The organism is Frankia sp. AiPa1 (genome assembly GCF_023243075.1).
Lineage (GTDB): Bacteria > Actinomycetota > Actinomycetes > Frankiales > Frankiaceae > Frankia.
Window position 1 is genome coordinate 1 of the sequence record NZ_JALKFZ020000129.1, and the last position, 14228, is coordinate 14228.

At 75.1% G+C, this 14228-nt stretch carries 9 protein-coding genes; 6 read left to right on the plus strand and 3 right to left on the minus strand.

The window, feature by feature from the left end:
- The first annotated feature begins 220 nt into the window (after positions 1-220).
- Complete coding sequence (locus MXD95_RS12985) at positions 221-1537, plus strand: EAL domain-containing protein (protein ID WP_250640856.1); 1317 nt, start codon at positions 221-223, stop codon at positions 1535-1537.
- Positions 1538-1692: 155 nt separating this feature from the next.
- Positions 1693-3057, plus strand: coding sequence for a GlnX family signal transduction membrane protein (locus MXD95_RS12990; protein WP_250640857.1), 1365 nt, complete (start codon positions 1693-1695; stop codon positions 3055-3057).
- A gap of 341 nt (positions 3058-3398) precedes the next feature.
- On the opposite strand, the gene MXD95_RS12995 is transcribed toward MXD95_RS12990, so the two are convergent.
- Entirely contained in the window at positions 3399-3767 is a 369-nt protein-coding gene (locus MXD95_RS12995) for a hypothetical protein (protein ID WP_250640858.1), read from the minus strand.
- A gap of 271 nt (positions 3768-4038) precedes the next feature.
- On the opposite strand from MXD95_RS12995, the gene MXD95_RS13000 reads away from it, so the two are divergent.
- Positions 4039-6321, plus strand: coding sequence for a tetratricopeptide repeat protein (locus tag MXD95_RS13000; RefSeq protein WP_374122021.1), 2283 nt, complete (start codon positions 4039-4041; stop codon positions 6319-6321).
- Positions 6322-6329: 8 nt separating this feature from the next.
- Positions 6330-7652 (plus strand): PP2C family protein-serine/threonine phosphatase, encoded by a 1323-nt coding sequence (locus MXD95_RS13005; protein ID WP_250640859.1) that lies wholly within the window; start codon positions 6330-6332, stop codon positions 7650-7652.
- 102 nt (positions 7653-7754) lie between these two features.
- On the opposite strand, the gene MXD95_RS13010 is transcribed toward MXD95_RS13005, so the two are convergent.
- A complete protein-coding gene (locus MXD95_RS13010) occupies positions 7755-8228 on the minus strand; it encodes a YbaK/EbsC family protein (RefSeq protein WP_250640860.1) in 474 nt (157 codons plus the stop codon).
- Positions 8229-8409: 181 nt separating this feature from the next.
- On the opposite strand from MXD95_RS13010, the gene MXD95_RS13015 reads away from it, so the two are divergent.
- Positions 8410-9429: a helix-turn-helix transcriptional regulator gene (locus MXD95_RS13015; protein ID WP_250640861.1), complete on the plus strand. Its 1020-nt coding sequence runs from the start codon at positions 8410-8412 to the stop codon at positions 9427-9429.
- A 208-nt stretch (positions 9430-9637) separates the two neighbouring features.
- On the plus strand, positions 9638-13033 hold the full coding sequence (locus MXD95_RS13020) for a SpoIIE family protein phosphatase (protein WP_374122020.1): 3396 nt from the start codon (positions 9638-9640) through the stop codon (positions 13031-13033).
- Positions 13034-13260: 227 nt separating this feature from the next.
- Here MXD95_RS13020 and MXD95_RS13025 read toward each other — a convergent pair whose 3' ends face one another.
- Positions 13261-14136 (minus strand): oxygenase MpaB family protein, encoded by an 876-nt coding sequence (locus MXD95_RS13025; protein WP_250640862.1) that lies wholly within the window; start codon positions 14134-14136, stop codon positions 13261-13263.
- Positions 14137-14228: the final 92 nt, after the last annotated feature.

A 14228-nucleotide genomic window follows, 5' to 3' on the forward strand; every position in this document is an offset into this window, starting at 1 on the left:
GGGGGCGAGCGGCGACGAGCAGGTACGGGCACGGCGGAGCGCCCCCCCCGGCCGCCCCCCCCCCCCCCCGCCGCCCCCCCCCCGCCCCCCCCCCCCCCCCCCCCCCCCCCACCTCGGCGACATCATCCGCGACACGGTCATCGCGGCTCTGACCTGACCGGGCGGACCCAACCGGACGTGCCGACCGCATGGAGGCGCGCGCCGCGGGGAATGCCTGCCCGTGGAGGTGGTCGGTGTGGTGGGCGGGACAGCGGTCACAGCCGATCCGGGGGTCCCGATCGAGCTGCCGCAGGCCACGTCGATCATCGCGGACCTGCTTGACATCCTCCGCCGCCAGCTGGACATGGATCTCGCCCTGCTGGTGCGGGCCGAACGCGAGCATCTGGTCGTTCAGGTCATGCGCGGCTCCCCCGCCCACTTTCCGCTGGCCGAGGGCGATCTGCTCGCCCGGCGGACCGGTCTGCTCGGACAGATCCTCGGCGGGCACCTGCCCGGCATCGTGGCCGACACCAGCACCGACCCGAGGTGCGCCGCGTTGCGTACCGCCCCCGCCGGAGGGGACCGTCCGCAGTCCGCGGGTGGCGATGAGCCCGGCGGGCTGGACGTCCGGCTGGTGCGGGCCTACGCCTGCTCCCCCGTGCTGGACAGCGACGGTGAGGTCTACGGCCTGCTCGTCTGCCTCGCCCGTCGGACCCGGCTCTCGATCAGTGCCACGCGCGACGGTCGGTTCCTGCGGCTGATGGCCGCGTTCCTCACCGACTCGGTCCTCGACCCGCAGGAGATGTGGACCAGGCGGCGCCGGGTGTGGCAGGAGGTCAGCGATCTGATCGACAACGGCGGGCCGCGGCTGGTCCTCCAGCCGATCATGCGGCTGGAGGACGACCGCGTGGTCGGCCTGGAGGCGCTCTCGCGCTTCCCCGACCTGAGCGCGCCACCGCAGCACTGGTATGCCAACGCGGCGACCGTGGGCCTGGCCAGCGAGCTGGAACGCATCGTGATCCGCAGCGCCGTCGCGCTGCTGCCGATGCTGCCGGAACAGCTCACCCTGACAGTCAACGTCTCGCCGTCCACCCTTGTCTCGGGTCTGCTCGACCTGCTGCCCACGCAGGCCTCCGGCCGACTGGTCATGGAGATCACCGAGCATGAGCACATCAGCGACGACGGGCGGCTGCTGCTCGCCGTCGATATGCTGCGCCACCGGGGCATCCGCATCGCGATCGACGACCTCGGCACCGGGTACGCCGGCCTCGCGCAGCTGCTGCGCCTGCGCCCGGAGATCATCAAACTGGATGGCGTGATCACCCGTGGCATCGACTGTGACGCCGCCCGCCGGGCGATCGCCGCGGGCCTCGTCGAGGTCGCCGCCGCGATCGGGGGACGGGTGGTCGCCGAGGGCATCGAGACCCCGCGGGAGCTCGCCACGGTGCGGGCCGTCGGCATCCCCTATGGCCAGGGCTTCCTGCTGGGCCGCCCGAAGCCCTGCGCCGACGCGGCCCGCCTGTTCCGGGCGGCCGCTTCCACAGTCAGTCCCGCCTGAGCTCCCCCGCGGTGCTCCCGCCGCGGTACCCGACAGCGGGCGTCGAACATCGGCCGCCGGGTGCCCGAGCGGCGCCTGGCGGGGTGGCCCAGGTGGATGACGACGAGCAGACAGAACGGCCGGATCACGTCCGATCTCCCCTAGCATCGTCCGGTATGACCGGGGTGGGTACGCCGGCGCGCCCCTCCGCCGTCGGTGGACCCGGCGCAGCCGCAGGGAGCACAGCCGCGGGCCCAGGCAGCACAGCCGCGGGCGAGACCGCACCGCGGCGGCTGCGGCGGTGGACCGGGAGCCCGCCCGGTCGGCTGCGGGTGGTCTCGCTGGTGGTGACGGGGCTGCTGATCGTGCTGTGGGCCGCGGCGTACGTCCCGGCGTGGGAGCGGCAGACGGCCCTGCGCAGGCTGACCCACGGGCCCGGCGGCGGGACAGCGGGCGCGCTGGTAGCCGCGCAGGGCCTGCGGGCGGACCTGGCCGGCGCCGATGCCGCCGCGACCCGCGCCCGACTCGGTGGCGACGGCGACGAGATGGCCCGCCAGCGCGCGGCCTACCAGCGCCTGCTGGTCGACGCCGGCGGGCGGATCATCGTGCTTGCCCGCGTCCCGGAGGGTCGGGATTCCGGCGAGCATCGGGCCGCGGTCGCGTCCGCGCTCACCGTCGTCGCCGGGCAGCTGGCCCGCTACGGCGCCGAGGTGGCGCGGGCGGGGGTCGCCCGCTCGGAGCTGATGTGGGGCACGATCCTGCCCGCGGCCGACCGGATCGTCGCGGCCGAGCAGGCCGAGGTGGACCGGGACTCGGGCCGGGCCGACCAGGGCACCGCAACGATGATCATCGTCGGCCTCGTCGCGGTGGGCGCGCTCGCCGCCAGCCAGGTGTGGTTGCTGCGCCGTACCAACCGCATCCTCAACCCGGCGCTGGCCGCGGCCAGCATCCTGGCGGCCGTGGCCACCGGCTGGGCGCTGGTTGCCTTCGGCCTGCAGCACGACCGCCTCGCCGACGGACGTGATCACGGCTACCGGCCGCTGATCGCGTCGTCGCAGGCGCGGGTCCTGACCGCGCGGGTCTGGACGGACGACCAGCGCGCCCTGCTCGACCGGCCCAGCGCGTCCCGTCTGAACGCCGACTCCACCGCCGCGGACGCCCGCCTGCGCGGTGGCGCGCACGGCGGACTGCTGGCCGAGATCGGCACCCCATCCGTTCCCGGCCCGGGCCCACGCGTCTCGCTCAGCCCCCTGTGGGCCGACTACCAGGGGGTTGCCGCCCGGGTCCGGCAGCTCGTCATGGGTCCCGGTGGCCTGTGGACGGCGGCCGGGCTCGCCCAGGACGACGCGACGGCGGCCTTCGAGCGTTTCGACGTGCGCGCCACGGCCGTTGACGCGGCCAGCGCGGCCCGGTTCGAGGACAGTCTCACCAGCGCCGCGGAGGTTCTCGACCGCCTGCCGGTCGCCCTGTCGGTCCTGCTCGCCCTCGCCGCGGTCCTCACCCTTGCCGGCTTCCAGGTCCGGATCAACGACTACCGCTAGCCCGCCAGCGACGGTCGCGGGTGCGGGTGCGCCTTGTCCGGTGGCGTGCGGGGGTGCCCCGGCACGCCACCGGTGGGTGGTGATACCGACCACGCGCACCGCGCCGATCCGCGCACGCGCATCGGCGCGTCCAGCCCGGATGCAGCATTGATCCGGCGCGGACATACCGGGTCGGATGACGAGAACGCGACAGCGGCCCGCACCGGGTGATCCGGCGATCTAGCATCGGTCATCGTGCGGGCGCCACACGGCCAGCGGCCCGGATCCGGTCTCGCATCGACGCGGGCGGCGGCCGGGGCCGGGGTGCCGGCGCCGCCGTTCTGCGCATGAGGTCGGCGGCGTCAGCAGAGCAAGCCACGAGGAGTGCCCGTGACCCATCCCCAGCGCTGCCCCGAGCCCGGGTGCGGCGGCGTGGTCGAGGATGGCCGCTGCTCGGTCGCGGGACGTGCGCATCGCGCACCCGCGGCGCCGGTGCGTGAGGGCACCCCGCCCGCGACGGCGATGTCCGGGGCCACGACGGCGACGCCAAGCCCGACAGCGACGCCAAGCCCGACGGCGATGCCGCATCCCACGACGATCCCGCCGGTGGTGAGCTCGCCGGTCACGCCTCCGCCACCGGTCACCTTCGCGCCGGCGACGCCCACGCCCGGCACGCCCGCGGCGGGCACGACCCGGCCCGCCACCTTCTCCCCTGCCGTCCTCTCCCCCACTGCTCCTTCCCCTGCCGCTGTTTCGCCTGGCGCTACTTCGCCTGGCGCTACTTCCTCTGGCACCGCTGCCCCTGGCGCCGCTGTCGCTGCCGCCTCGCCCCGCGCTCGTCCCACTGTTGCGTCCCGCCCGGATCCCGAGGCGGTGACGTTGCCGCCGCGGCGGGCGGATCCGCCCGCCGGCTCCCCACCGGGTGCCCGCCTGGCAGGGCCGCAGCGGACCGCATGGGCGAGACCGGACGTGCCTGGCGCGGGCTCGGCGCGTCCTGCCTCGGTGGCGTCGGTCCGCTATCCGGCGCCCGCGTCGCCACGGGGGCGATCGACAGGCAGCCGGGCGGGCATCGGCACGGCGACGGGCATCGGTTCCGGCGACCGCGGGCACCCGGGTACCGCTGCCGCCGCCGGCGCTATGGCGGGAGCCGCCCGAGCGCACGCAGCGCTGGCCGAGTCCTGGCCCCGGACGGACGGACCGCTGGGGGCCGGGCTGGTGCGGGTGCCCCCGGTCGTGCAGCCGGATCCGGCGAACCTGCTGCTCGCCGACCCCAGACTGCCGCTGCGGCTGCGGATGTGCCGGCGCTGCGGCGAGCCGGTGGGGCGCCCGCGCGCCGGTCAGCCGGCCCTCGCGGAGGGCTTCTGCGCCGGCTGCGGGCAGCCGTACTCGTTGCGCCCGGGTCTGCGTCCCGGGGACCAGATCGGACCGTACGAGATCGAGGGCGTGCTCGCCCACGGCGCCCACGGCTGGACCTACCTGGCCCGGGTCCACACCGGCGGCACCGACACCTGGGTGGCCATGCGGGCGCTGACCGCCTCGGCTGACCGCGCGGTGCGGGCCGCGGCCATGGCCGAACGGCGCTTCCTGACCGAGCTTGACCATCCCGGGATCGCGCGTGCCCACACGTGTCTCGAGCATGGCGACACCTGCTATCTCGTCACCGAGCACGTCGCTGGTATTACGCTGCGTGAGATGCAGCGTCAACGACACAGTGACGCCGGACGTCCGGATCCCCTGCCGGTGACCGAGGCGATCGCCTTCGTGCTGGCCATCCTGCCCGCGCTCGGCTATCTGCACCGACGCGGCCTGGTCTACGGGGATCTGCGGCCGGACACCATCATGGCCGGCGGCGATCAGATTCGGCTCGTCGAGCTTCGCGGCGTCCACCGCGCCCGCGGCGGGCCCGGTGAGCCCTCGGTGGTGCCGGCCCTCGCGCAGGGCACGGTCGGGTTCCAGGCGCCGGAAGCGGCAACCGAGGGTCCGTCCGCCGCCGGCGACCTGTACGCGGCCGCGCGGACACTGGCGGCCCTCGCCCTGGATGTGCGCGGTCTCACCTCGACGTACCGGTTCAGCCTGCCGCCGGCCGCCGGCCACGGTGTCCTCGCCCGCCACGAGTCGCTGTCCCGGCTGCTCACGAAGGCCACGGCGCGCGACCCCTCCCGACGATTCCGCGACGCGAAGGATCTGCACGACGAGCTGCTCGGCGTCCTGCACGAGGTCGTCGCCGCCGAACACGGCCGGCCCGCGCCCGCCCGCAGCACCCGCTTCTCCCCCGAGTCCACCGGCACGACCACCGGCACGACCACCGCCGCACCGGCGCCGGCCCCGCGCTCAGGGCCGCCTGGGTCGGGGCCACCGACAGGGGGGTGGCCGGCGGGAGGATGGCCGGTGTTCCCCTGGTCGGCACTGCCCCGGTTGTTGCCCGACCCGGCCGACCCGGCCTGCGACGCGCTGCGCGCGCTGCCCGAGATCGAGCCCGCCCGCGTCACCGCCCTGCTGGCGGCCCTCGCCACGAGCAGCCCGGCGGCCCGGCTGCACCTGGCCGACCTGCACACCCGCCGGGGCGACCGGGACGCGGCGCGGGCGCTGCTCGCCGCCGCCGAGGCCGCCAGTCCGCACGACTGGCGCGTGCGCTGGCAGCGAGGTCTGCTGCTGCTCGCCGAGGGCGACGCCACCTCGGCGAGCACCGCCTTCGACCGGGTGTACAGCGAAGTGCCCGGCGAGCTCGCACCGAAGCTCGCCCTGGCGGTGGCCGCCGAGTCCGCGGGCGATCACGGTCGCGCCCGGATGCTGTACGACCTGGTCTCCCGCACCGACAACACGCTGAGCGCGGCGGCGTTCGGCCTGGCCCGGCTGCGCCTGGCCGCCGGGGACCGGACCGGTGCGCTCGAGGCCTACCGCCGGGTGCCGCCGGACGTGGTCGACCACGCCTGGGCACGCATCCACTTCGTGCGGGCGCTGGGCACCGTCGGCGACCGGACGGGCGCCCCGGACCTTGCCGGGCTGCGCAGTGCCTCGACCGTCCTCGCCGAGCTGGACCTGCCCCCCACCACCCGGGCGGCCCTCACCCGGGAACTGCTCACGGGTGCGCTCGCCCTGCTACGTTCCGGTGCCCAGGCGCCCGATCCCGGCACCGAGATCGCCGGGACGCCGCTTTCCCCCGTCCCCGTCCGGCTCGGCCTCGAACACGCCTATCGCACACTGGCCAGCCACGCCTCGACCAGCCACGAACGCCACCGCCTGGTGGATCTCGCCAACCGTATCCGCCCTCGAACCCTCCTGTGACGCCACCCATGACCTCACCGATATCTCCCACCCCCGTGCCCCCGCCCGGCCACACCGCGGCCAGCGCCACCGCGGCCAGCGCTGACGACGCCTCGGCCGTCACCGGGACGCGGGACACCGCCCTACCCTCCGATCCGCCGGTCACCGACGACACGCCGACCGTCGAGATCATCGCGTCCGTCGACGGCAGTGATGGCGGATCGGAGGTCGACCTCGGCCGATCCGCCGCCGTCAGCCACGTCGGCCTCGTGCACCGCACCAACGAGGATGGTTTCGCGCTGCGCACCGTCCAGCCCGCCGCCCACCCTCCTGACGATCACGATTCCGTCGACCACGACCGGTCCGGCGGTGGGACGATCACGATCGCCGCGGTCTGTGACGGTGTGTCCACCGCCCCCGGTTCCGGCCCGGCCGCCGTCCGCGCGGCCTGGGAAGCGGTCGAGCTGCTCGCCCACATCGCCGGGACGATGTCCTCGACGTCGGCGTCGTCCGCTTCGGCGTCCGCTGCGTCAGCACCCTCCGCTTCGACGATGTCCGCGCCGCCCGCCTCCGCACCGGCGTCCCCGGGGCCCTGCGCCTCGCGGGGAGCCGCGGCGTCCGCCGCCTCCGCTGTCGTGGACGGCTGTGTGAACGCCTGTCAGGACCAGGACGGCGGCGGCACTCACCCGGACAACGGCGACGACGATCACACCGGCTCGGCCCCCGGCGAGCGGGATCTGCTGGGTGGGGACACGAAGCCGTTGGGGCCGCGCCGTCATCCGGCCGCGGGGCCGGGGGGCACCTGGCAGCCCGGCGCGCTGCGCGCCGCGGCGGCCGCGGCGGAGCGTGGCGCGCTCGCCTCCGTGGTCGACCGGGACGACACTCCGGCGTGCACCTTCGTCGCGGCGATCGTCACCGGGGAGCAGATCGCCGTCGGCTGGCTCGGGGACAGTCGCGCCTACCTGCTCGACCGCTCCGGGGCACACCTGCTCACCGCCGACGACACCGTGGCCGCCGAGGCGGTGCGGGCCGGACTGCGCCCGCAGGAGTGGGCCGAGACGGGCCCCGGATCGCACACCATCACCCGCTGGATCGGTACCTCCAGCCCCGGGGCACTGCCCCACATCGTCGGATGCACACCGTCGCGACCCGGTCGCCTGGTGCTGTGCAGTGACGGGCTGTGGAACTACCTCTCGGCGCCGAACCGGCTCGCCGCACGGGTGGACGAGCTGCCCGCGAGCGCGTCGGCACTCGCCGTCGCCCGGCATCTGACCTCCGCGGCGCTCGCCGCCGGAGGAGGCGACAACATCACCGTGGTGGTCATCGACCTGCCGGCCGACGACCCGCGGTGATGCTCACCCGCCGGCCCGCGCGGCCGGCGGGTCGGTGACGCGTGATCGGAGGCCGGACCCGGCAGCCCCTCGACCTGGCGACTGGCGACTGGCGACTGGCGATCAGGTGACGGTCAGGACCGTGTGTTCGGCGAGGATGTCCGTGATCTTCCCGGGGATCCGGAACACGGCGTTGGGCGTGCCGGCGGCGGCCCAGACCTCGTCGTACTGGAGCAGATCCTCGTCGACGAGCAGGACGACCGGCTGGCGGTGACCCAGCGGCGGAACACCTCCGATCGAGAAGCCGGTGGCCTGCTTGACGAAGGCCGCGTCCGCCTTGCCGACCGCATGACCGAGCACGGCCGCGATCCGCTGCTCGTTGACCCGGTTCGACCCGCTGGCCAGCACCATCACCGGAGCACCGGTCTCCGCGTTCCGGAAGACCAGGGACTTGACGATCTGTTCCTTGGCGCATCCCAGCGCACGGGCGGCATCGTCGGCGGTGTGGGTGGAATCCGGTAGCTCCAGCACCTGGAGGCCAAGACCACGCTCGTCGAGCAGTTCCTGAAACTGCCGGGCCCGCCTGCTGATACTCATCCGTGCTGCTCCTACCACTCGATGTCCGCCGACTCGATGTTCGCCGTACCACTCGGACCGACGGGGCGCATGGGTCGGCCGGGCAGCGCTCAACATTACCGAGAGCATCATGTCCATCGGCGCCGAATGGCGGACATCGCGCCCGGCAGCACCGGCTGCCGGGGAGAGGAGGGGCCCGGCGATGACGGATCCACGTGCGCGGATGCTGCGGCTGCTCGCCCTGCTGCAGGCGCAGCGGCACTGGCCGGGTGATGTCCTCGCCGAGCGGCTCAACATCAGTCGACGCACGCTGCGTCGCGACGTGGACCGGCTGCGCGAGCTCGGCTATCCCGTCGAGGCCAGCCGCGGGGTGGCCGGCGGCTACCAGCTGCGGGCCGGTACGGCGATGCCGCCCCTGCTGCTCGACGACGAGGAGGCCGTCGCCGTCGCCATGGGGCTGCGGACCGCGACGGCCGGCGCGGTGGCCGGGGTCGCGGAGACCTCCGTGCGGGCGCTCGCGAAGGTCGTGGCGCTCCTGCCGCCCCGGCTGCGCGAGCGGGTCGACGCGGTCGCCGCCTACACGGTGCCGGCCCCGCTGTCCGGGCCCGCCGTCGACGTGTCGATCCTCACCGTCCTCGCCTCCGCCTGTCGCGCCGAGGAGGAGGTCCGGTTCGCCTACACCGACCGCGCCGGTGCGATCAGCCGTCGGCGGGTCGAGCCCTACCGGCTGGTCGCCCTTGACGCCCGCTGGTACCTGTTGGGGTACGACGTCGATCGCGCCGACTGGCGCACCTTCCGCGTCGACCGCGTCGAGGAGGCGGCCGGCTCCGAGCGCCGTTTCCGCCCGCGTGACCTGCCGAGCGCGGACGTGGCGGCCTATGTGTCCCGCGGCGTCGCCGGAGACCAGCCCCGGCACCAGGTCGTCGTGCGCGTCGCGGCGCCGGCCTCCCGGGTCGCGCGGGTGGTGGGCGGCCGCGGGCGCGGCGAACCGATCGACGCGGACACCTGCCTGCTGCGCTTGGACGACGCCACCCTGGAGTGGGCCGCCATGCTTCTGGGTGTGCTCGGCGCCCCCTTCGAGATCCTCGAGCCGTCCGGCCTGGTCGAGCGGGTCCGCGCCATCGGCGTCCTGTTCACGCAGGCCGCGGACAGCGCCGTCCACGCCGCGGACAGCACCGGATCAGCTCCACCGGGCGATCCGGGCCGGGCCGCCGCGGGGTGAACCCGGGCGGTCGGACACGGGACACCCCCGGTCGGGCGATCCGTAGCGGGAATCGCCGACCTCTCTGGCATGCTGGACGTCGCGAGGCCATCGTGACGGCCATCGCCAAGGCCATCGTGGAGGCACTGAGCGGGAAGCCGCGTCTCGTCGGGCCGTCAGCGGCGCCGGCACCCCTGAGGTGGCCGGCCGAGGCGGGAGGCCGGTCAGCGTGACAGGAAACACCGGATCGGCCGAGGTCGGGCGGCCCCGCCTGGATGCGGGTCCGCCAGCAGGCCGCAGTACCACTCCTGGCGACACCAACCTCGGCGACCTGGCCAGCGAACGGGGATTCGGCGTCGGCGATGCGGACGGCGCCGCGGTCATCCGGCTCGGCGAGCCGTCAAGCGGAGTGCACTCGGTGCGCCGGGCGGCGATGCGACTGCTTGCCGGCAGCCGGTGGGAACCGTCCGGCGACGACATCAGTCTCGTCCTCAGTGAGCTGACGACGAACGCGCTGCTGCACGGCGCGGCACCGGTCGAGGTGCGGATGCGCACGGCGGGGCCAGCGCTGCGGGTCGAGGTCCGCGACGCGAGCCGGGTGCTGCCGGTGCGCCCGCCCGTCGGCGGGGATGCGCTGACCGGCCGGGGAATGGCGCTGGTCGCCGCCGCCTGCAGCCGCTGGGGAGTCGAGCCGACGCCCACCGGAAAAATCGTCTGGGCGGAGTTCCATCCGGCGGACGAAGCGCCGTCCCGCGGCCACGACATCGAGGGCGGACATCCCCTCGGCAGCCACCCCCTCGGCCGGCACGGACCAGTGTTCGACCATGGGCCGAGAGACGACCATGGGCCGAGGGACGAGCACGGGCCGAGCGGCCATCACCGACCAGGGGGCGAACACGGACCGGGGGGCGAGGAGGGCCGGCTGGCGAGCACGGGCGGGCCGCGGCGCGGTCGCGCCCTGGTGGGCGACAGTGGGCTGCCCGAGATCCGCGGGCTGCCCGAGATCCGCGGGCTGATCGGCATCCGCGGGGTCGGCAATGAGACGCTGCCCCTGAACGGACCACCGACGTCCTCGCCGGGGCATCTCGTCCGGCTCGGCGATGTTCCCACCGAGCTGCTGCTGGCCGCCAAGAACCACATCGACGGGCTGGTCCGGGAGTTCACGCTGGCCGCGGACGGCGCGGCGTCGGGCGCGAGCACGGCCCTGCCCGAACGGCTGGCGGAGCTGCTGGCGACCGTCACCAACCGGTTCGCCGGGCCGCGCCAGGCGATCAAACGCCAGGCGCTCGCGGCCGCCGCCGACGGGCGCCCGCGCACCCCGCTGGAACTCGTCCTGCCACTGAGCGCGGCGGCCGACGCCGAGCAGTACCTGGCCGCCCTGGAAGAGATCGAAGGGTACGCCCGCGCCGCCCGGCTGCTGACCGTCGAGTCCCCGCCGCAGCACGTCGCGTTCCGACGCTGGTACATCGGCTCGCTGGTGGAGCAGCTGCGTGCCGCCGCCCGGGACGAGGCGAACCCCGCCGGCTCGGCGTCCGCCCCCCGCGCCGCGCGCGAGGACCCCCGCACGCCGCGGGACCACCGGGTACGTGCCGCGGACGCTCGTACCCGTGCCAACAGCGGTGACCGGCGGCCCGCGGCCCGCAGCTTCGAGCAGTATCTGCTCGACGCCCTGGACGTGGTCGTCGCCGCCCAGCGCACCGCGGAACGCTCGGCCCGGCTGCAGCAGGTCACCGCCGCACTGGCGCAGGCGACCACGGCGGAGCAGGTGGCGGCCTCGGTGGTGGCGCAGAGCGCCCGGGTACTCGGTGCCTCCGGCGGCGTTCTGCTGGTTCCGCTGACCAGCGGCCGGATGACGGTGCAGGGCTCCGTCGGCTACGGCGCGAGCATGATCGCGGCGCTGCGGGCCGAACGGCTCACCGACCAGCTTCCGGCGATGGAGGCGCTGCGCAGCGGCGAGCCGGTCTGGCTGGAGTCACGCCGGGAACGCGACCTGCGCTTTCCCGCCCTCGCCGAGCTCGAGCCGACGGCGGTGGCGATGTGCGTGCTGCCTCTGTTCGCCGGCGAGCGCACGCTCGGCGCGCTGCGGTTCTCCTTCGATCATCCTCGGTTGTTCGACGACGGCGAACGGACGTTCGTCGAGGCCCTGGCCGCGCAGACGGGCCTCGCGCTCGAGCGGGCCCGGCTGTTCGCCGTCGAGCGGGCCGCCCGCGAACGCACCACGCTGTTCGCCGCCGCGACCGACCTGTTCACCTCCACCCTGGAGACGTCCCGGATCCTGGAACATCTCGTGGGCCTGCTGGTGCCGTGGCACGCGACGCGGGCGGCCGCCTGCCGGGTCGACGAGGACGGCGGCGTCCACGTCGTGGCGGTCGCCGACCGCGCCGACCTCACTCCGGTCGTCGCCGGCCGCACGGGCGCCCGGCGGGAGTCGGCGATCCGCCCGACGGTCGCCCATCCCCGCCTCGGCGGCGAAACCCTGCCCGTCGAGGACGAGGCGTTCCTTCGGGGCGACACCACCGCGGCCGGCAGCGTCCATGGCGGCAGGCCCACCAGCGCGCATTCCGGCGGGACGGCGCCCGCGTGGAGCCTCGAGCGGGACGGGCCGGGTCGGACCTTCCTCGGCCCGGACGACGCCTCCCCCACCGATCGCGGTGGCGCCCGCCCGGCGCGGTCGCCGGATGCCCTCGGGGACTCGGTCGGCATGACCCAGGCGCTGCGCACCGGCAGGCCCGCGCGGTCACCGGATGGCGCCCGGCTCGCGCTGCCGCTGGTGCTCGGCGGCCAGCCGGTGGCCGCGGTCGGGCTGGTCGCGCCCGAGGGGCGCACCTACGCCGAGGACGACCAGCGGGTCGTGGCCGAGCTCGTCGACCGGGCGACGGTGGCGATCGGCAACGCCCGCCAGTACGAGCAGGAACGGCGCACCGCGGTCACCCTGCAGCGCAGCCTGCTGCCCCAGCAGCTGCCGGCGCATCCCCTGCTGACGTTCGCGTGGCGCTACCTGCCCGGCAGTGCCGGGGCCCTCGTCGGCGGCGACTGGTACGACGTGCTGCCCCTCGACGACGGACGGGTCGCGCTCGTCATCGGGGACGTGATGGGGCACGGCATCCACGCCGCGGCGACGATGGGCCAGATGCGCGCGGCGGTACGTGTGCACACAGTCGCCCCGGCGAGCCCGTCCGCCGTACTCACCCAGCTCGACGCCGCCGCCTGCCGGCTGGAACACGGCCGCACGGCGACAACGGCGCTCGCGGTGCTTGATCCCGTCAGCGGGCGCCTCGTCGTCGCCTCGGCCGGGCATCTCCCGCCGCTGCTGATCCCGCCGCACGCGCCGGCCCGCTACCTGCCGATCGACCCCGGCCCGCCGCTGACCGCGGGTCTCGCCGACTACCCCGAGACGGAACTGACTCTGGCGCCCGGCAGCACCCTGCTCTTCTACACCGACGGTCTGGTCGAGGACCGCGGCCGACCGGTCGACGTGGGGATGGAACTGCTGCGCTCGCGGATGTCACCCGACGGCGGCCCCGACGAGGTGTGCGACCGGGCTCTGGCCGCCGTGAGCCGCGCCAGCGGCCACGAGGACGACACCGCCCTGCTCGCCGTCCGCCTCACCCCACCACCCCGCTGACCTGCTGACCCGCTGACCCGCTGACCCGCGAGGGTGGTTTCCGCGGCCATACCTGGTCGGTCCGCTCCACCACACGGCCAGCGTCACGTTCCGCGACGGATTTCCCGAAGCCAGACCGGTCCAAGATCCAACCAGGTCGCCGTGGGCGTCTTCGTGTCCGATTTGCCCCCTACGGCGACCTGCGTAGCCCGATCTCGCGCCGCCGCCCGCCGCGGACGGTAGCCGTGTCAGGCGGCCGGGGGACGGGTGGCCCAGCGAATGGTGGTGACGATGGACTGCCCGGCGAGACGGCCGACCGTGGCGTCGGCGGCGGGCAGGTAGGGCAGCCGCAGCGGCCAGCGGGTCCAGGCGGGCATGAGGCCGACGGCGGCGGCGGCCAGGGCGCTGTAGGCAGCCCGGGCCGGCAGGGGCAGCGGGGCCTGCAGGAGCAGGTAGCGCGCGGCCGAACGGGCCTGCGGCGTCCCGGCGAGTTCCGGGCGGTACTCCCGCAGCGCCGCGGCGAGTTGGGCGCGGGTGCGGGGCGGATCGTCGATGCCGAGCCGCTCGGCGATGAACGCCGAGTCGGTGATGTAGCCGTCGCACTGCTCGAGGGTGAGCCGGGCGTGGCCATATCGCCGATAGGCCGCGAGGAAACTGTCCGTCTCCGCGCAGTGGACCCAGCGCATGAGATGCGGGTCGGACGCGGCGTAGGGACGGCCGTCGGGCGCGATGCCACGTACGCGCTGGTGCACGGCGTGGACCCGGGCGACGGCGCGTTCCGCCTCGCGGGTCGGGCCGAAGGTCGTCGCCGCCAGAAAGTAGCTGGTGCGCGCGAGGCGCCCCCACGGGTCGTGGCGGTAGTCGGAGTGCTGGGCGACGCCGGCCATCGCCAGCGGATGCAGTGACTGGTAGAGCAGCGCCCGCAGCCCGCCGACGAACATCGCCGCGTCCGCGTGCACCTGCCGGATCGGCCGGTCGTCGGTGAACCAGCGCTCTCCCGGGGCGGCGAAGATCCGGGCCCGGCGCGCCGGGCCCTCGGTCCCCGCGACCCGGCTGACCACCTGACTGCCCAGCCAGACCCGCAGCCCCTCCGCCCGATCGAGGAAGACCGTACTGTCCACCATGCCCCCATCATGCGCCGCGTACGGCACATCGCGCGTTCTTCGCCGCCGGAGTCAGCCGAACTCACCGGGACCCCAACCGAACGTTCGACCTG